The organism is Dactylosporangium thailandense (assembly GCF_059739745.1).
Genome location: NZ_AP029195.1, coordinates 4,627,651 through 4,645,518, shown reverse-complemented (window position 1 = coordinate 4,645,518; position 17,868 = coordinate 4,627,651). Strand labels below are relative to the sequence as shown.

Sequence of the window (17,868 nt, the reverse complement as noted above, 5' to 3'; positions counted from 1 at the left end):
CCATCCGAGAGGCGATCGTCATGAGCATCCACATCCGACCGCTGACCACGCCGGACGAGGTCAACGCCGGCTTCAGAGTCTTCCTGCGGGCCATGGTCGGCCTGCCGTTGCGCGACCTCGACGCCACCGAGCTGACCGAACCCGGCCGCTACCTCGGCGCGGTGGACGGCGACGTCGTCGTCGGCAGCGCCGACTCGTACACCAGCTGGCTCATCGTCCCCGGCGGCGCGCGAGTTTCGCACGCGGCCGTCACCCACGTCGGCGTTCTGCCGACCCACCGGCGGCGGGGCATCGTCAGCGACCTCATCGCCCGGCAGCTGCGGGAGGCGGCGGCCCGCGGGGAGGTGATCGCCTCGCTACGCGCGTCGGAGGCCGTCATCTACGAGCGCTTCGGCTACGGCGTCGCCACATCGGCACAGCCCGCCCGGGTCAACCTGAAGCGGGCAGCGCTGCGCGCGGAGGTCCCGGCCGGCGGCTCGATCCGGCTGGCCGACCGGTCGGTCACCACGCAGCTGCTCGACGGCATCTACGCGCGGGCGGCCTGGACCGGCGCCATCCACCGGCCCGACGGCTGGTGGCGGCTCCAGCAGATCCAGCGCGACGCCGACTCGGTGACCCACTACGTGGCTGTGCACAGCACCGACGGCGCCGACGACGGATACGTGATCTACCGACCGGAGAACACCGGCGCCTGGTTCACCAGCCCCGAGAAGACCGTGACGGTCAGCGACTTCGTGGCGCTGAACGACAACGCCCGGGCCGGCCTGTGGCGCCACCTGCTCTCGCTCGACCTCGTCGACGTCGTGGCCTTCGACGCGCTGGCGCTGGACGACGTGCTACCGCTCGCGGTCGTCGACCGCCGATCGGTCGCCCTGGGTACGGCGCGCGACGAGACGTGGCTGCGGCTGGTCGACGTTGAGGCCGGGTTACGGGCCCGTGGGTACGAGGGTGAGGAGACCGTCGTGCTCGAGGTGCGCGACGTGCTGCTGCCCGCCAACGACGGCAGCTACGAGATCGGCGCCAAGTCCGTGTCACGCACCAGCGCCCCACCCGACCTCACCGTCGACGTCGCCACCCTGGCCGCCGCCTACCTCGGTGGCACGAGGTGGCGTCAACTGGCCTCGGCCGGGCGGGTCACCGTCCATTCACCGGAGGCTGTACGCCGCATCGACACGCTGTTCGCGGTCGACTCGCTGCCGTTCGCCGGCACCATCTTCTAGGACCAGCCATGAACCATGACCCGTTGATCCTCTCGGCGTTCACCATGTCCACGGTGTCGCACGGCAACACCGGCCTCTGGCGTCATCCGGACGACCGGACCGCCGGCTACACCACGCTGTCGTACTGGGTCGACCTGGCGCGGCGGCTCGACGCGGGCGGCTTCGACCTGCTGTTCATCGCCGATGCCGTCGGGCAGCTGGACGTCTACAGGGGCAACGCCCGCGCGGCGCTGGCGCACGGCGTCCAGACGCCGGTGACCGACCCGCTGCTGGCCGTTTCGGCGATGGCGGCCGCCACCGAGCGCCTCGGCTTCGGGGTCACCGTCTCGACCACGTACGAGCACCCGTACCTGCTGGCGCGCAAGTTCAGCACGCTGGACCACCTGACCGGCGGCCGGATCGGCTGGAACATCGTCACCTCGCTGCTGGACAGCGCGGCACGCAACATCATCGCCCGCGACCGGCAGATCGGCCACGACGAGCGGTACGCGATCGCGCAGGAGTTCCTCGAGGTCACCTACAAGCTGTGGGAAGGCTCGTGGGAGGACGGCGCGGTGCTGCGCGACCGGGAGCGGAGCATCTTCACCGACCCGGACAAGGTCCACGACATCGGCCACGCCGGCACGTACTTCTCGGTCCCCGGCGCCCATCTCGTCGAGCCGTCACCGCAGCGCACGCCCTTGCTGCTACAGGCCGGAACCTCGCCGGCAGGCCGGGCCTTCGCCGCCCGCAACGCCGAACTGGTCTTCGTCGCCGACCCCCGGCCCGAGGTGCTGCGGCGCAACATCGACGACATCCGCGCCCAGGCGGCCGGTTTCGGGCGCCGGCCCGAGCACATCAAGTTCATCACCTCGGTGACCGTCATCGTCGACAGCACCGACCAGGCCGCGCAGGCCAAGGCGAATGACCTGCGCCGCTTCCGCGACACCCGCGGCGGCCTGGTGCTGCTCTCCGCGCTCAGCGGCGTCGACTGGTCCGAGCACGACCTCGACCGGCCGATCGAGCAGTTCGAGACCGACGCCAGCCGTTCCGTGCTGGCGGCCGTCGACGATCCCATCCTGCGGCAGCGGCTCACCCTGCGCGACTACGTCGACGGGCTCAGCGGCTTCGGCGGCGAGGTTCTGGTGGGCAGCGCCACGACCGTCGCGGACGCGCTGGAGGCGTACGCCGGCAAGACCGGCGTGGACGGCTTCAACTTCGTCTACCTCATCACGCCCGGCAGCTTCGACGACCTGGCCGAGCACCTGATCCCCGAACTGCGCCGCCGCGGCCGGGCCCGCGAGCACACCGACGCACGCACGGTCCGCGAGGCGATCTTCGCCGGCGGTCCGCGGCTTCCACACGACCACCCGGGCGCGGGCTACCGCCGGCTGCCCGTGACCAGCGCTTCAGGAGATTCCCGATGACCCGTCAGCTGCACCTTCTGGTGCTCGGCAACCCGAGGTTCGGCAGTTCGTGGCGCTACCCGGGCGTCGTCAACGGACCCGCCGCCGTGCTCGAGTCGGTGATCGAGACGGCCAGGACCGCCGAGCGTGGCACCTTCGACGCCATCTTCTTCGCCGACACCCTGAACTACGGGCCCGAGGCCGCGTGGCCGAACAAGGCGACCGAGGACTTCGAGCCGTTCACCACCATGGCGGCGCTGTCACGGGAGACCGAGCGACTGGGCCTCGTCGTAACCGGCTCGGCGACGCTCCAGGCGCCGTACCATCTGGCGCGTCAACTGATATCGCTGGACCACCTCAGCGGCGGCCGAGCCGGGTGGAACGTGGTGACCAGCTTCGCCGAGGCCGCGGCAGCCAACTTCGGGGACGCGGGGGTGCTCGCCCACGACGAGCGGTACCGGGTCGCGGCCGAGACCCTCGAGGTGGTCCAGAAGCTCTGGGACTCGTGGGGCCCGGACACGGTGGTCGAGGACCGCGCGGCCGGGGTCTACAACGACCGCCGGAAGATCCGCGTGCCCGCGCACAAGGGAGAGTTCTTCGCCGTCAAGGGTCCGCTCGGCGCCGCACCCTCACGACAGGGCCAGCCGGTGATCTTTCAGGCAGGGTCTTCGACGGCCGGGCGCGCGTTCGCCGCACGCCACGCGGAAGTCGTCTTCACCGGGCAGGGCGACGTCGACCGCGGGCGCGCCTTCGTCGAGCAGATCCGCCGCGAGGCGAGTTCGTCCGGGCGGGAGACGCCGCCGCTGGTGACCCCGTCGCTGGGCTTCATCGTCGGCTCCACCGAGCAGGAGGCGACAGCCCTGGAGCGCACGGTCTTCGAGCACTTCATCCCGGAGTACCAGATCGGCTGGCTTCAGGAGGTCGACATCGACCTGACCGGCGCCGACCTGGACGGGCCGGTGCCGCTGTCGGCCTTCGCGGCGTCGACGCAGACCCATCAGACCGCGCTCGCCGGTTATCGGGCGCTGGCGACCGAGGGCAACCCGACCGTACGCGAGTTCCTGTTCCGCACGGTCACGGCTTTCGGCGCCCGCGTCGTCGGCTCGCCCGAGCGGATCGCCGACGAGATCGAGCGCTGGTACACCCACCGGGCCGCCGACGGCTTCATTCTCGCTCCGTCGGGGCTGCCGGGGCAGCTGGAGGCGTTCGTGGACCACGTCGTGCCGATCCTGCGTGCCCGTGGCCTGTTCCGGCACGAGTACCACGGCGACACGCTCCGCGACCACCTCGGGGTGCAGGCGGTCAGGACAGCTCGACAATCGTGATGAGCGGGGTCTCGCGGTTGATCGTCTGCGCCACCGGCGAGCCGGCCAGAGCGCGGTCCCAGATGTCGCGCAGCGTGTCGTCGTCTGCTTCGCCGGACATGGCGGCCCGCAGGTCGATGCCGCGATAGCCCGGATTGCCGACGGACTCGATGCCCGCCCACCGCAGCGCGTTGTCGAACGTGCCGGACACGTGCACCACCAGTGAGGTGAGCCGGACGTTCTGCACCGTGGCGTGCATGACGACGCCGGCGATGAGGCACCCGGCGATGGAGGCGAGCAGGTACTCGTGCGGGGTCGGGGCGGTGTCATCGGCGGCGACATCGCCGGGCTGGTCGAACGCGATCTCGTGCCCGCGGACGGTCGCCTTGCTCTGGAACCCGGTCAGCCAGGTCGCCTCGATGTCCCACGGTCCGCTGAACTCCCGCACCCGCCGGGCGTCGCTGAGCTGCTCCATGATCAGCGCGCGGTTCTCCGCGCGGATACCGTTGACGTCGCGTCCCACGGCCTGCTGGCGTGCTGTCATGACCCCAACGTTAGTGTGCAGCTGTCAGTCGATTGCGAACAGAAGGCTGCGGGTGGCGGTGGGCGGCGAGGACGGCGGGCGGGTCGCCCTGTTCGGCATCCCGCAGCTCGACCAGCTCCTGCAGGGGCTGTTCTGGGGCGAGAACGTCTTCTGGGCGCTCGACGGCGACGACGCCGGCATGGCCCGGTTCGCCGAGGGTGTGCTCAGATGCATCGCCCGGGCGCCGTCGTTCGCCCGGCGCATCATCGTCGACACGCAGCCGCGCCGGTGGACGGCACCGGACGGCTTCGAGCACTACCCGGCCGGCTCAGGCCTGCACGACCTCGTCACGGACCTGAAATCCGCGACGGACCATGCCGGCGGGCAGGGCGTCGTGCTGGCCATCAATCTGCGCGCCCTCGCCCGGGGCGACGACGATCGCGCGGCCGCGCGGGCGACGGCTCAGCTGGGCCACTTCGCGCTCCAGCACGGCGTGGTGACGCACTGGTTCGATGCCGCATGGGACCAGACCTCGGGAGTGCAGACGCTCGCCCAGTGCGTGATCGAGGCGCGCGCCGGTCATCTGCGCATCGAGCGGGCGGACGGCCGGCGCTCCCAGGTCCGCGGCGCCATGCTGCCCTACCGGCTGGGCGAGGAGGGCCTGACGGTCGAGGCCACCAGCGCGGCGTCGCTACTGGGTCGTGGCCTGCGCTCGATCCGCCACCAGCGCGGCTGGACCCAGGCTCACCTCGCCGAGCTGGTCGGGGTGTCGGCCAGCGCGATCTCGCAGGCCGAGCGTGGGCAGCACGCGTTGTCGCTGGAGACCGTGCTCGAGCTCTCCGACAAGCTCGGCATGTCGGTGGACCACCTGCTGCGGGGCCGCCCGCCCTCCTACGAGCTGTCCCGGGCCGACGGGAGGGCGGGCGGGGCGCCGTATCTCATCGACAGCGAGTCGCTGGGCCTGCGCACGACCGTCGTGCGGATCCCGCCGCGTGGCGCCGCCGCGCCGGCGTTCCGGGCCAACAAGGCGCAGGTTCTGCTCGTCGCCGTCGGGCTGGTCCAGGTGGTGCTGCCGACGGCGCGGCCCATCCTGCGGCAGGGCGATGCGCTGACGGTGCATCAGGCGGGCGTGAGCAGCTGCCGCAACCTGGGCGACGACGAGGCGATCGTGTTCTGGCAGGAGTACGACTGACTTCAGCTCTACTTTAGTTGCTCTTGGAATGACCGAGATCTCAAGAGGTTGACTTTAGTTTGAGCGACGTGCCATCCTCGCGTGTATTCCTACTTCTCCGATATGTATAACGGGTAATCGGCCACGCCGATCTCGCGGCTTGACTTCTCTGGCCCGCGTGGCCATCCCCATGCGCCCGTGACGCGTCGCAACGACGACGCGTGCGCCCATGCTCCACGAAAGGATCGACCAGCCATGGCCATATCCCAGCGCTCACTGCTCGCCTGGACCGCCGTGACCGCCGGTGCAGCCCTGCTGCTGGCCGGCTGCGGCTCCAGCTCCGGCTCCTCGGCGGCCGCGGACTCGAAGCCCCGCGACGGCGGCACGCTCATCGTCGGCCAGTACCAGGAGGTCACGCAGTTCGACCCCAACCGCCAGTACTCGTGGGAGACCTGGCGGATCGACCGCAACATCTACGAGACCCTCGTCAACGAGGATCTGTCCGCGCCGATCGGCGTCCCGAAGATCGTGCCCGGGCTGGCCACCTCGTGGACGGTCAGCCCCGACGCCACCACCTACACCTTCAAGCTGCGCCAGGGCGTCAAGTTCACCGACGGGACGCTGTTCGACGCGAAGGCCGTGCAGTTCAACGTGCGCCGCTTCACCGACCCCACGTTTCAGTACTACGACAAGGTCAGCGCCGCGACGATGGGGCTGGTCTACGCGGATCTCGCGTCGTTCAAGGTGATCGATGACTCCACCGTGGAGTACGTCTTCAAGCACCCATTCCTCGACTACCTGCGGCAGATCCCCAACAGCGGCAACGCGGCGTCGGGCATCTTCAGCCCGGCCGCCCTGCAGAAGTACGGCCAGGACGGGCTCGCCGACCACCCGGTCGGCACAGGGCCGTTCAAGTTCCAGGAGCGGGTGCGCGGCGACCACACCACGCTGGTGCGCAACCCCGACTACTGGGGCGCCCGGCCGCACCTGGACAAGGTCATCTTCAAGCCGATCGGTGACGACCAGAGCCGCGTCGCCGCGCTGCGCAGCGGCGCCGTCGACCTGATCAGCCGCGTCCCACCGGACTCGGTCGCGACCCTGGAGAAGGCCGGCTTCTCGGTGCCGACGAACAAGAACGTTCCGCAGATCATCTACTACAACTTCAACTACACGAACCAGTATCTCCAGGACAAGCGGGTTCGGCAGGCGATCATCCATGCCGTGGACCGCAAGACCCTGGCCGAGAAGATCTACAAGGGCTATGCGGAGCCGGCGACCTCGATCATCAACCAGGGCAACGAGGCGTACGACGCGTCCGCGGTCGACTACCAATTCGACCCCGAGGCGGCCAAGAAGCTGCTCGCCGACGCCGGCTACCAGCCCGGCGAGGTGAAGTTCACGATCCTGACCGACACCACCGGACAGCCCACGGCGGAGTTCATCCAGCAGCAGCTCAAGGCGGTCGGCATCGAGGCCTCGGTCGAGTCGTTCGAGTGGATCACATACGGGACCCGCTCGGCCAACCTCAAGCCCACCGACGGCATCAACCTCGGCGAGTGGGGCTACATCGCCCCCAACTGGGTCAAGATCGCGCACAACTACAGCGTGGTCAACCGGGACGGGGACAAGTACTCCGACACCAGCGCGGCGACGAACAGCGCGATCGACGCGGCCGCGCACAACCCCGACCCCGCCAAATCGAAGGAGCTGTGGCAGGCAGCGGCACAGGCCTGGGCCAAGGACGCCACGATCTTCCCGCTGATCTCCTTCAATCGTTACTACGCGGTCTCGCCACGCGTCGGCGGGTTCGTCTGGCCGCAGCAGGACCACTACGACCTGTCGCAGATCTGGGTGGCGAGCTGACGATGTCGCGCCGGATCCTGTGGCGGCTGGCGAACCTGGTACCGCTGCTGTTCGTGATCAGCCTGCTGGTGTTCTTCATCTCGAAGGCCGGCCCGGCCGACCCCGTCAAGGACGTACTGAGCGAGAAGATGTCGCCCGAGCAGATCGAACAGATCCGCCAGGCGTACGGGCTCGACCAGCCCGCCTGGAAGCAGTACCTGCACTGGCTGCGGGACATGTTCACCAACGGCGGCGGCATCTCGCTGAGCGTGCGCAGCCCCGTGTCGGGCATCGTGTTCCCGGCCTTCCTGAACACGATCATTCTCGGGGCGGCGACGACCGTGGTCGCCGTCGTGCTCGGGGTGCTGATCGGGTTCGTCTCGGGGATCCGGCACGGCCGGCTCATCGACCGGGCGGCGATGCTGCTGGTCCAGATCGGCAGCAACCTGCCGATCTACTGGTTCGGTCTGATCGTCATCTGGCTGACCGCGGTCCAGTGGAACTGGCTGCCCCCGGGCGGCATGCACGACCTGCGTGGCGACGGCGGCTTCGGCGACCTGCTGCTGCACCTGATCGCCCCCGCCTTCGCGGCCTCCCTGGTGTCGATGCTGATCATCGCCCGGTTCGTCCGGGCGGCGGTCATCGAGAGCGCGGGATCGGACTACATCCGCACCTACCGGTCGCAGGGTTTCGGGCGCGCGGCGATCCTGGGCAAGCACATCGGCCGCAACATCCTGCCGCCCATCGTCAACACGACCGGGCTCACCATCGGCTCGGTCATCACCGGCGTGGTGTTCGTCGAGACGATCTTCTCCTGGCCCGGTCTCGGCAGCGTGCTGCTCAACGCGATCGCCGGCAGTGACTACCCGGTGATCCAGTCCGGCATCCTGCTGGTCGCCGCCACGTTCGTGGTCGTCAACCTGATCACCGACGTGCTGCTCGACCTGCTCAACCCGCGGCTGCGGCACGGTGGCGCATGACCACGACCACAGCCGAGGTGCGCGCCGGCGCGCCGCCGCGACTGAGGCGGTCCGCGGCCGCCCGCTTCCTCCGCAACCGCGAGGCGCTGCTCGGGTTGCTCGTCCTGATCGTCGTGATCGGCATCTCCGTGCTGGCGCCGTGGCTGGCCCCGTACGACCCGAACGCCGGCGATCCCGGCAACGTGCTGGCCCCCGTCGGCTCGGCCGGCCACCTGCTCGGCACCGACGACCAGGGCCGTGACGTGCTCAGCCGGCTGCTGTACGGCGGCCGGGGCGCATTGATCGTCTCGATCGTGTCGGTCGCGGTGGCGCTGCTGATCGGGACGCTGCTGGGGCTGTACGGGGCGTTCACCGGCCGGCGTACCTCCGGGGTGCTGATGCGGATCATCGACCTGATGTTCGCGTTCCCGGTGATCCTGGTCGCGCTCTCGCTGGCCGCGATCATCCACCCCGGACCGTGGGTGCTGATCGGTACGGTGGTCTTCGGGGCCGTGCCGTACGTGACCCGCATCGTATTCGCGGAGGCGAAGATCGAGCGGGAGAAGGACTACGTGGAGGCGGCGCGCTCGCTGGGCGCCTCCGAGGCCACCATCCTGCGCACCGAGGTCCTGCCCAACCTCCTCTCCGCGGTCGTGATCTACGGGACCAGCCTCGTCGGCGTCAACATCGTCTTCACCGCGAGCCTGAGCGCGCTGGGCCTCGGCATCCAGCCACCCAGCCCGGACTGGGGCCGGATGATCTCCGAGGGCGCCAAGGTCCTGGTGACCGGCAACCCCGGCGTCGCGACCTTCCCCGCCATCGCCATCCTGCTGGTCGCCCTGGCCTTCAACTGGCTCGGCGACGGCCTGCGCGACGTCCTCAACCCGTGAGGTGACCCGATGACAGCCGTGCTCACTGTCGACGGCCTGCACGTCGACTTCCAACTGCCCGGGGCGGTCGTGCACGCCGTTCGCGGCGTCGACCTCGACGTCAGCCCCGGGGAGGTGCTTGCACTGGTCGGCGAGTCCGGATCCGGCAAGAGCGTCACCGCGGCCGGCATTCTCGGCCTGCTGCCGCGAAACGCCCGGGTGACCGCCGGCAGTATCCGCTTCCAGGGCACTGAACTGGTGGGCCTAGGGGAGCGGCAGCTCAACGTCTTCCGCGGCGCCGGCATCGGCATGATCTTCCAGGACCCGGTGACCTCGCTCGATCCGTCGTTCACGATTGGCAGCCAACTGCGCGACACCGCCCGCCTGCACCTGCAGGTGTCCCGGAACGAGGCGCTCGAGGTGAGCCGGACCTGGCTCGACCGGGTCGGGATCGGCGACCCGGACCGGGTGCTGCGCTCCTATCCGCACGAGCTCAGCGGCGGCATGCGGCAGCGGGTCATGATCGCCCTCGCCGGACTGTCGGGCCCGAAGCTGCTCATCGCGGACGAGCCGACCACCGCGCTGGACGCCACGGTCCAGAAGCAGATCCTGGACCTGCTCCTCGGCCTCGCCGGCGAGGCCGGCACCGCGGTCCTGCTGATCACCCACGACTTCGGTGTCGTATCGCACACCAGCTCACGTGTCGCGGTGATGCGCGAGGGGACGATCGTCGAGATCGGACAGACCGCGCAGGTCCTGGGCGCGCCGTCGCACCCGTACACCCGCACCCTGATCGACTCGGTGCCCGAGATCGGGCAGCGCCACCTCCGGGACGGCCACCAGCGGCGACTGCTCGGCGCCCCGGCGGCCACGTCCCGCGTACGCCTCAGCGAACGTGCCGAAGCCCCCCGGCCGCCGGCCGACCGCCCGATCCTGCGGCTGCACGAGGTCACCAAGGAGTTCGCGATCGGCGGGCTCGGCACCGGACGACACCGGTCGACCGTCCGCGCGGTCAGCGAGGTCTCCCTCACCGTGCGCCGCGGCGAGATCTTCGGACTCATCGGCGAATCCGGCTCCGGCAAGTCCACGCTGGCGCGGCTGTCCGGCGCGCTGCTGCCACTCACCGCGGGCTCGGTCACCTTCGACGGCGCCGAGGTCACCACGGCCGGCAAGCAGGGCCTGCGGGACCTGCGGCGCCGGTTCCAGTACGTCTTCCAGGACGCCGCCACCGCCCTCAACCCGCGGATCAAGGTCGGCGACCAGATCGCGCGGCCGCTGCTGCGGCTGGGAAAGGCGACCGGCCGCCGGGAGGCCACCGACCTGACCCATCGAGCGCTGGAACTCGTCGGCCTGAACGCCGGCTACGCGGACCGGTATCCACGCGAGTTCTCCGGCGGGCAGCGGCAGCGGGTGGGCATCGCCCGCGCCATCGCATTGGAACCCGACCTGCTGATCCTCGACGAGCCGACCTCGGCGCTGGACGTCTCCACTCAAGCGGCCATCATCAACCTCCTGCTCGACCTCAAGGACGAGCTCGACCTGACCTACCTGTTCATCGGCCACAACCTGGCGATCATCGAGTTCGTCTGCGATCGCATCGGCGTCATGCGCCAGGGCACGCTCGTCGAGACGTTCCCCGCCGGTGAGCTGTTCTCCACCGACCGGCAGCCGGCCACTCGCGCCCTGCTCGACGCGGTCCTGCCCGTCCGGGCCCGCCGACGCGAAGACCTCCTCGCTCCCTCCACCGTCAAGGACTGATCATGACCACGACTGAAACCCCCGCCGGGCTGACCTACCTGCGTCCAGCCACCGCCACCGCCGCCGAACTCTCCGAGGGCTTCCAGCCGGTCTTCCACCGGATCGCCGAGGGCAACGTCGCCCGGGAGAAGGACCGGATCTTCCCCCACGACCAGGTGCAGTGGCTCAAGGACGCCGGATTCGGCCGGGTCCGCATCCCGGCGGAGCTCGGCGGTTTCGGCGCCTCGCTGGAGCAGACCTTCGTATTGCTTGCGGATCTCGCCGAGGCCGACGCCAACGTCGCGCACATCTGGCGCAACCACCTCGCCTTCGTCGAAGACCGGCTCAACGCGGCGCCCTCGCAGGCCAACGACCGGTGGATCCAGCGGTTCCTCGCCGCCGAGTTCGTCGGCGGCGGGTGGACCGAGGCCAACAACGGCACGTTCGCCAACCTCAAGACAACGGTGCGCCGCGACGGCGACCGGTGGCTGGTCAGCGGCGCCAAGTTCTACGCCACCGGCAGCCTCTACGCCGACTGGCTCGACGTGCTCGGCAAGGGCGACGGCGACACCGTGCTGACCGCCCTCGTGCGCCGCGACGACCCGGGAGTGCAGCTGGTCGACGACTGGACCGGCTTCGGCCAGCGGACCACCGCCAGCGGCAGCGCCACCTACACCGACGTTCCCGCGGCGGATGGCGACGTCTTCCCGGCCAGGGAGCGCTTCGTCTATCAGGGGCACTTCTACCAGACCGCGATGCTGTCCGTGCTGACCGGCATCACCCGGGCGGCGCTGCGCGACGGGACCAGCGCACTGAAGGCCCGCGGCCGCAACTACCCCCAGGCGCTCGACCCCGCACCGACCCGCGACGGCCAGCTGCTGCAGGTCATCGGCCAGGTCTCCGTGCACGCCTTCGCGGCCGGGGCGGCACTGCGGGCGGCGGCGCACACCATCGACCTGGTCGCGGCGGCCCACGCGAGCGGCGACGAAGCGCTCCGCAAGCGGCGGGTCCTGGATGCCGAGGTGGCCACGGCGCAGGCGCAGCTGGCCATCATCGACGCCGCGCTGCAGGCCACGACGACCGTCTTCGACGCCCTCGGCGCGTCCGGTGTCTCCGAGACGCTGCTGCTCGACCGGCACTGGCGCAACGCCCGCACCCTCGCCTCCCACAACCCGCGGGTCTACAAGGCGCGCATCCTCGGCGACTGGATCGTCAACGGCGCCGATCCGGTGCCCGACCTGTCCTTCACCCACCGCGGCGGCCAGGGCAACTGACATGTCACACCGGCCGCTTCGTCTCGGCTTCGCCCTCAACTTCCGCACCACCTCGCGCGCCATCGACGACGTCGCGCGGGTCTACGACGAGGTCATCGACACCATCGCGTACGCCGAACAGCTGGGCATCGACAGCGTGTGGGTGGGCCAGCACCACTTCGACAACACCGACGGCCCGTTCGCGTCGCCGCTGCCGTTCCTGGCCGTGGCGGCGACCCGGACCTCGCGCATCACGCTCGGCACCGGCATCACCACCCTGCCGCTGGAGGACCCGCTGCGGCTCGCCGAGGACGCGGCGGTCGTTGACGCGCTCACCGGTGGCCGGCTGCACCTCGGGCTGGGCACCGGTGGTGCCAACCTGGAGGGGTTCGCGGCGTTCGGACAGTCGGCCGACCAGCGGCACGCCGTGTTCGACCGGAAGGTCGCGGCGCTGCACGCGGCGCTCGACGGCCGGCCGCTGGTGCCCGGCGCCGACGGGCCGCGGCTGTATCCGGACGGCGCGCGGGTGCGACGACACCTGTGGCAGGCCGCGACCAGCATCGAGCGGGCGGCCGCCGCCGGCCTGGCCGGCGACGGGCTTCAGCAGGGCGCCTTCTTCGACCCGGCCGACACCGGTCAGGCGCCGAAGGTCGCGGCCTACCTGGAGGCGCACGAGCGGGCCCACCCGGGCGACGCCTCACGGGTCGCGGTCTTCCGCTTCGTGTACGCCGGACGCGACAAGCAGACGGTACTGCGGGAGGTCGAGCCCGTGCTCGGGCCGAGGCTGCAGGGGCTTGCCGACCGGGCGGCGTTGAGCGGCAACCCGCGGCTGCGCGGCCTGAGCGTGCGTGAGTACCTCGACCTCGTGCCGTTCTACGGCTCCGCCGACGACATCGCCGAGCGGGTCGGCACCGACCCGGCCATCGCGGCCGGAGCGACGGACTTCGTCGCCAACTTCTCCTACCGCGACGACTTCGACGCGGCCAACGCCCGAGCCCGGCTGCACGTCCTGGCCACGCAGATCGGGCCGGCGATCGGATGGCAGCCGGCCGGAGCGCTGCGATGACCCGTGCCGCCCCACCAGCGAAGGGAACACCGATGCCCGCCCCGTACCTCGCACTAGGCCTCGCCGGTCCGCATCTCATCGAGCTGACCGGCAACACGGACCTGCTCGCCCGGTGGGATGCGCTACCGGTCGCGTTCACCGTCCTGGGGATCGACCGGATCGACGGCCACGACCCGGCGCCGCTGACGCTGGACAGCAGCGCCGTCGGCGCGAGCCTCGCCGGCCGCACGAGCCGGGCGCGCTTCCTCATCGTCGCCAGCCCGCAGCGCGACCACCCCTACAACCTGGCCCGCCGGGTGGCATCGCTGGGGCACCTCGCCCGGGGGCGCAGCGGCGTCCTCTTCGGGGTGGCGGACGCGTATGCCGCACCCGGCCCGGACGACACCGGCGCCTGGGGCGGCGCCGGCCTGGGCGCCGGTGCGCCGCTCACCGCGGCGACGGCGCTCGACGCGGCCCGCGCCGTCCGGGCGCTCGAGCAGAGCTGGCCCTACGACTCCATCGTCGGCGACCGCGAAACCGGCATCCTGGTGCGGTCCGACGAGATCGTCCACATCGACCACGACGGCGCCTACCACATCGCCGGCCCCCTGAACGCTCCGGAGCCCGCCACCGGCGCCTCGCTCATCGCCTGGTACGCCACCACGCCGGACGACGTCGTCGCCGACTCGGCACCGGTCGACCTGGTCGTCGGCACCGGCGGGTCCGTCCGCGTCGCGCCCCTCGGCCTGCGGCCGCCGGACAGCGACGCCGGCGGCGTCCTGCTGCGGCCGACCGTCGACCAGAGCCTGGACGAGGTGCTGACCGAGGTCGAGCGATTGCTCGCCGACGGCTTCACGCCGTCGCCGCCGGGCGGACCGCTGCGCGCTGCCCTCGGACTGATCGCCCCGGCGCGCCCTGCCAGCGGTCGCGCCGCGTTTCCCGTGCCCGAACCCCACCCCTCTCTGTGACCCCGGAGCAGACATCATGACCGATCGCCGTACGGGACACGTCATCCTCGGCATCAACGTCCTCGTCCTCGGCTATCTGCCGGCCGCGTGGCAGTCGCCGCTGCTGAAGAAGGACTCCTTCATCGACCCGGACTACTGGGCGGGCATCGGCCGCGCGGCCGAGCGGGGAACACTCGACGCGATCTTCCTGGCCGACGGGCCGGTGCTCGGCGATCCCGCGTACGACGCCAACCCGATCCGGCTCGAACCGACCGTGAACTGGGGCTACGTCGCCGCCGCGACCGAGCACGTCGGCCTGGTGTCCACGGCGTCGACGACCTTCAACGACCCCTTCGAGCTCGCCGAACGGTTGCTCTCGTGGGACACCCTCTCGGGCGGCCGCGCGGGCTGGAACATCGTGACCACCCGCGGCGCGGCGGCCGCCCGCAACTTCGGACTGGCGGACGTGCCGCTGCGCGATGACCGGTACGAACGGGCTGCCGAGTTCGTCGACGTCGTCACGGCGCTGTGGGACTCGGCCGCGACCGGCCACGACGTGCACCACCACGGCGACTTCTTCGACATCGACGGCCGGCTCCGCGTGCCGCCGTCCGCGCAGGGCCGCCCCGTGCTGCTACAGGCGGGCGGATCACCCAAGGGACGGGCTCTGGCCGGCCGGGTCGCCGAGGGCGTGTTCGCGGCCGAGCTGACCAAGCAGAAGGCGATCGAGCACTACCGTCTCGTCAAGCGCCTCGCCCGCGACAACGGCCGCTCGCCCGACGACGTGAAGATCCTTCCCGGCCTGCTGCTCAGCCTCGGCAGCACCGAGGAGGAGGCCAGACGGCGCAGCGACGAACTGCACGACGCCGGCCCCGCCTCCTACTCGATCCAGTGGCTGTCCCAGTCGATCGGGTACGACGCCTCGAAACTCGAGCTCGACGAGCCGTTCCCCGAGGAGGTCCTGGCCGCGCCCGCCGACCCGCAGACCTTCCAGGGCAGCATGGGGTTCCGCGAGTCGATCGTCACCCAGATCCGGCGCACGAACCCGACCGTGCGCGAGTACCTGAAGCAGACCCGCTACACCGGCTCCGGCCACGCCGGCTTCGTCGGCACGCCCGAGCAGCTCGCCGACCACATCGAGGACTGGTTCCACTCGGGCGCGATCGACGGCTTCAACCTCCAGCCCGACGTCCTGATCGACGGGCTCGACGTGATCGCCGACGAGCTCGTGCCGATCCTGCGTAGGCGGGGCCTCTACCGGCACGAGTACGAGACCCGCACGCTCCGCGCGCACTTCCAGACCGCCTCGCCGACACCCGACCTTGGCTGACCACCTGAAAGCGGATGGACATGACCGATCCTTCCCGGCCGTTCCCCACCAACCAGGATCTCGACCCGGTGCGCCTGCGCCAAGCGTTCGGCATCTTCCCCAGCGGCGTCGTCGCGGTCGCCGCCCAGGTCGACAGCGCCCTCGTCGGCCTCGCGGCCAGCTCCTTCACGTCGGTCAGCCTCGACCCGCCGCTTGTGTCGTTCTCCATCGCCAACGTGTCCAAGACATGGCCCGACCTGCGGCGCGCGGCGCACCTGGGCGTTACGATCCTGGCCGACCGGCACGGCGGCCTCGCCCGCCAGCTCGCCGGCCCGCCCGAATCTCGCTTCGACGGCGTCGAGGTCCTGCTGAGCGAGCACGGCGCGGTGACACTGCCCGACGGGCTCGCGCAGTTCGACACCACGATCTACCGCGAGGTAGAGGCGGGCGACCACACGATCGTGCTGCTCCGGCTGCACGCAGTTCAGCACGCCGACCACTCGTTACCCCTGGTCTTCCACCGCAGCGCCTTCGGCTTCCGCAGCGAATGGTGACACAAGGCGACACGGGGGTGGCGGTCGAAGCGACCTTGCGAGGAAGCGAGCCGAGACCGGATCCAGGCGGCGTGCCGGGGGTATGGCAGGCTGCAGTGACTGTGAGGGTTGTACATCCTTCAACGTGCCGGCAAGTTCCGGAGTCGTGTACTCGCCTGCGGCGATGTGCCGCCGGGGTTTGTGGTGATCAGTCGTCGATCTCTCGAGCAGGCACGCGGGTGGGCCGCAGACAACGCGCGGTGGGCTGCAACTTCGGTCAGCAGGTATCGGGATGCGGATGACCTTGACCGGCGCCGCCCCCGGCTGTACTGACCTGCACACCCATGCACCGTTCACGCTGCTGCGCGCGGCGTTGGAGAACGCGTGTACCGCCTTGTGGCTCACCGGCGCACAGAGCCGCGGCTTCGGGCCGTCGCCGACGCACGCGGCATTACTGCGGCCGCGCTCAAGGCTCACCTGTCGCCGACCGAGATCCTCAAGACCGTCGGGCGGCAACTGTGCCCGGACCCGGACGACGAGTCCCTGGTCGTACAGCTATGGAGCCTGTGCAGCGCCTTCGCGCACCGCGACTGGTGGGTCCTGCCGCTGCTGGACATCGAGGTCCTCGGACCCGCCTCACCCGACGTCTCGCAGGTCCGGCTCGCCGCGCCCACTGAACCTGCGCGTAGCCGATGAGCAGTCCAGGAGGCGCGCACTCGTGCCGACGTGCGTGCATCCGATCTTGCGGCTGGGCGGTGCAGTTGTCCGCGGTTCAGTGCGACAACTGGGGCGGCGACGGCTTTGGCGTGGCCAGCTCGGCCGAGGCGTCCGCGTGGTCGGCTTCGGCGAGAAACTGGGCGAGCCGGGCGTAGCTGTCGCCGCCATAGCCCGCCGCGGCGGCCCGGCCGATGATCCGTTGTACGGCTTGAAGCGTTGTGGTGTCGATGCCGCGAGCGGCGGCGGCGGCACTGACGTGAGCCACGGCGGAGCCTGCCGAAGCGATACTGGAGACCTCGGCGGGAAAACGGCCGACAGCAAGCTGATCGGCAAAACGGTCGGCCATGTCGGGCAGCAGGCCGCCGATTCCCTTGGCGAAGCGGGCGAACGCGGCGGGCTCAATTCCCTCGGCGATGGCCAAGGCGAAGGCGTGCGCGAGTCCGCCGACGGACATGGCGAACAGATCGAGCAAGGCCATCTCGTACGCCGACCCGATACCAATGTCGTCGCCGAGGTAGACGCTGGTGCCAAAGGCCTCAAGCAGGGCGCGGCTGCGATCGAACAGGGAGCGCGGGCCACTGTAGAGAATCGTTGCGGCGCGGGTGCCGACCGTGGGCGCCGGTGTCAGGATGGCGCCATCCAGGTAGCTGATGCCGCGCTGTGCGGCCCAGTCCGCCATGGCGCGCGCTTCTCCGGCGTGGCCACTGCTGAGGTTGACGAGCGTGCCCGTGGGCCAGTCGGCGACGTCGGCCACACTCGCGCGGACAGCACCATAGTTGATCATGCACGCGACGGCGATCGAAGCTCCACGCACCGCATCGGCCGCCGTGGGCGCGAGCACAGCACCTTGGGCCACGAACGCTTGCGCCTTCTCTGGCGTGCGGTTCCAGACCACCGTGGGATGACCGCCAGCGAGCGCCGCGGCGGCGAGCGCCCGGCCCATCGGGCCAAGCCCCAGCACCCCAATAGTGGAGCGCAGTTCGTGCTCAACGTTGTTTTCTGTCACGGCAGTGACGCTAAACCCTCACGTTGACGTGAAGGTCAAGTCCTGATG

At 70.5% G+C, this 17,868-nt stretch carries 16 protein-coding genes; 14 read left to right on the top strand and 2 right to left on the bottom strand.

What is annotated here, in order from left to right; all coding sequences use genetic code 11:
- Positions 1-20: 20 nt before the first annotated feature.
- The 3 genes from AC6JBM_RS20025 to AC6JBM_RS20015 are packed head-to-tail and all read left to right on the top strand — an operon-like array spanning position 21 to position 3,930.
- Positions 21-1,220, top strand: coding sequence for a GNAT family N-acetyltransferase (locus tag AC6JBM_RS20025; protein WP_497985108.1), 1,200 nt, complete (start codon positions 21-23; stop codon positions 1,218-1,220).
- An 8-nt stretch (positions 1,221-1,228) separates the two neighbouring features.
- Complete coding sequence (locus AC6JBM_RS20020; RefSeq protein ID WP_497985107.1) at positions 1,229-2,626, top strand: LLM class flavin-dependent oxidoreductase; 1,398 nt, start codon at positions 1,229-1,231, stop codon at positions 2,624-2,626.
- Positions 2,623-3,930, top strand: coding sequence for an NtaA/DmoA family FMN-dependent monooxygenase (locus AC6JBM_RS20015; RefSeq protein WP_497985106.1), 1,308 nt, complete (start codon positions 2,623-2,625; stop codon positions 3,928-3,930). Before AC6JBM_RS20020 ends, AC6JBM_RS20015 begins: the two co-directional genes overlap by 4 nt.
- Here AC6JBM_RS20015 and AC6JBM_RS20010 read toward each other — a convergent pair.
- Entirely contained in the window at positions 3,908-4,453 is a 546-nt protein-coding gene (locus AC6JBM_RS20010; protein ID WP_497985105.1) for an OsmC family protein, read from the bottom strand. The two genes, AC6JBM_RS20015 and AC6JBM_RS20010, sit on opposite strands and share 23 nt — an antisense overlap.
- Positions 4,454-4,505: 52 nt before the next feature.
- Between AC6JBM_RS20010 and AC6JBM_RS20005 the strand changes: the two genes are divergently transcribed.
- The 11 genes from AC6JBM_RS20005 (at position 4,506) to AC6JBM_RS19955 (ending at position 16,793) form a co-directional block, all read left to right on the top strand.
- Positions 4,506-5,624: a helix-turn-helix domain-containing protein gene (locus AC6JBM_RS20005; protein WP_497985104.1), complete on the top strand. Its 1,119-nt coding sequence runs from the start codon at positions 4,506-4,508 to the stop codon at positions 5,622-5,624.
- 234 nt (positions 5,625-5,858) lie between these two features.
- On the top strand, positions 5,859-7,466 hold the full coding sequence (locus AC6JBM_RS20000; protein WP_497985103.1) for an ABC transporter substrate-binding protein: 1,608 nt from the start codon (positions 5,859-5,861) through the stop codon (positions 7,464-7,466).
- A 2-nt stretch (positions 7,467-7,468) separates the two neighbouring features.
- Positions 7,469-8,425, top strand: a complete 957-nt coding sequence (locus AC6JBM_RS19995) for an ABC transporter permease (RefSeq protein WP_497985102.1) — start codon at positions 7,469-7,471, stop codon at positions 8,423-8,425.
- Positions 8,422-9,294 (top strand): ABC transporter permease, encoded by an 873-nt coding sequence (locus AC6JBM_RS19990; protein ID WP_497985101.1) that lies wholly within the window; start codon positions 8,422-8,424, stop codon positions 9,292-9,294. The genes AC6JBM_RS19995 and AC6JBM_RS19990 overlap by 4 nt, the downstream gene beginning before the upstream one ends.
- A gap of 9 nt (positions 9,295-9,303) precedes the next feature.
- Positions 9,304-11,031 (top strand): dipeptide ABC transporter ATP-binding protein, encoded by a 1,728-nt coding sequence (locus AC6JBM_RS19985; protein WP_497985100.1) that lies wholly within the window; start codon positions 9,304-9,306, stop codon positions 11,029-11,031.
- A 2-nt stretch (positions 11,032-11,033) separates the two neighbouring features.
- Entirely contained in the window at positions 11,034-12,284 is a 1,251-nt protein-coding gene (locus AC6JBM_RS19980; RefSeq protein ID WP_497985099.1) for an acyl-CoA dehydrogenase family protein, read from the top strand.
- Between the two features lies 1 nt (position 12,285).
- Positions 12,286-13,329: an LLM class flavin-dependent oxidoreductase gene (locus AC6JBM_RS19975; protein WP_497985098.1), complete on the top strand. Its 1,044-nt coding sequence runs from the start codon at positions 12,286-12,288 to the stop codon at positions 13,327-13,329.
- 32 nt (positions 13,330-13,361) lie between these two features.
- The gene (locus AC6JBM_RS19970) at positions 13,362-14,276 is read left to right on the top strand and encodes a hypothetical protein (RefSeq protein ID WP_497985097.1); all 915 of its coding nucleotides are present in this window, start codon (positions 13,362-13,364) and stop codon (positions 14,274-14,276) included.
- A gap of 16 nt (positions 14,277-14,292) precedes the next feature.
- Entirely contained in the window at positions 14,293-15,585 is a 1,293-nt protein-coding gene (locus AC6JBM_RS19965; protein WP_497985096.1) for an NtaA/DmoA family FMN-dependent monooxygenase, read from the top strand.
- Between the two features lie 20 nt (positions 15,586-15,605).
- The gene (locus AC6JBM_RS19960) at positions 15,606-16,118 is read left to right on the top strand and encodes a flavin reductase family protein (protein WP_497985095.1); all 513 of its coding nucleotides are present in this window, start codon (positions 15,606-15,608) and stop codon (positions 16,116-16,118) included.
- Positions 16,119-16,481: 363 nt separating this feature from the next.
- Positions 16,482-16,793 (top strand): hypothetical protein, encoded by a 312-nt coding sequence (locus AC6JBM_RS19955; RefSeq protein ID WP_497985094.1) that lies wholly within the window; start codon positions 16,482-16,484, stop codon positions 16,791-16,793.
- Positions 16,794-16,869: 76 nt separating this feature from the next.
- Here AC6JBM_RS19955 and AC6JBM_RS19950 read toward each other — a convergent pair whose 3' ends face one another.
- Positions 16,870-17,820: an NAD(P)-dependent oxidoreductase gene (locus AC6JBM_RS19950; RefSeq protein WP_497985093.1), complete on the bottom strand. Its 951-nt coding sequence runs from the start codon at positions 17,818-17,820 to the stop codon at positions 16,870-16,872.
- Positions 17,821-17,868 lie beyond the last annotated feature (48 nt).

Bases quoted from the DNA above. Each gene is read 5' to 3' on its own strand.
- AC6JBM_RS20025 (WP_497985108.1), top strand. From the start codon at position 21: ATGAGCATCCACATCCGACCGCTGACCACGCCGGACGAGGTCAACGCC.
- AC6JBM_RS20020 (WP_497985107.1), top strand. From the start codon at position 1,229: ATGAACCATGACCCGTTGATCCTCTCGGCGTTCACCATGTCCACGGTG.
- AC6JBM_RS20015 (WP_497985106.1), top strand. From the start codon at position 2,623: ATGACCCGTCAGCTGCACCTTCTGGTGCTCGGCAACCCGAGGTTCGGC.
- AC6JBM_RS20010 (WP_497985105.1), bottom strand. From the start codon at position 4,453: ATGACAGCACGCCAGCAGGCCGTGGGACGCGACGTCAACGGTATCCGC.
- AC6JBM_RS20000 (WP_497985103.1), top strand. From the start codon at position 5,859: ATGGCCATATCCCAGCGCTCACTGCTCGCCTGGACCGCCGTGACCGCC.
- AC6JBM_RS19995 (WP_497985102.1), top strand. From the start codon at position 7,469: ATGTCGCGCCGGATCCTGTGGCGGCTGGCGAACCTGGTACCGCTGCTG.
- AC6JBM_RS19990 (WP_497985101.1), top strand. From the start codon at position 8,422: ATGACCACGACCACAGCCGAGGTGCGCGCCGGCGCGCCGCCGCGACTG.
- AC6JBM_RS19985 (WP_497985100.1), top strand. From the start codon at position 9,304: ATGACAGCCGTGCTCACTGTCGACGGCCTGCACGTCGACTTCCAACTG.
- AC6JBM_RS19980 (WP_497985099.1), top strand. From the start codon at position 11,034: ATGACCACGACTGAAACCCCCGCCGGGCTGACCTACCTGCGTCCAGCC.
- AC6JBM_RS19975 (WP_497985098.1), top strand. From the start codon at position 12,286: ATGTCACACCGGCCGCTTCGTCTCGGCTTCGCCCTCAACTTCCGCACC.
- AC6JBM_RS19970 (WP_497985097.1), top strand. From the start codon at position 13,362: ATGCCCGCCCCGTACCTCGCACTAGGCCTCGCCGGTCCGCATCTCATC.
- AC6JBM_RS19965 (WP_497985096.1), top strand. From the start codon at position 14,293: ATGACCGATCGCCGTACGGGACACGTCATCCTCGGCATCAACGTCCTC.
- AC6JBM_RS19960 (WP_497985095.1), top strand. From the start codon at position 15,606: ATGACCGATCCTTCCCGGCCGTTCCCCACCAACCAGGATCTCGACCCG.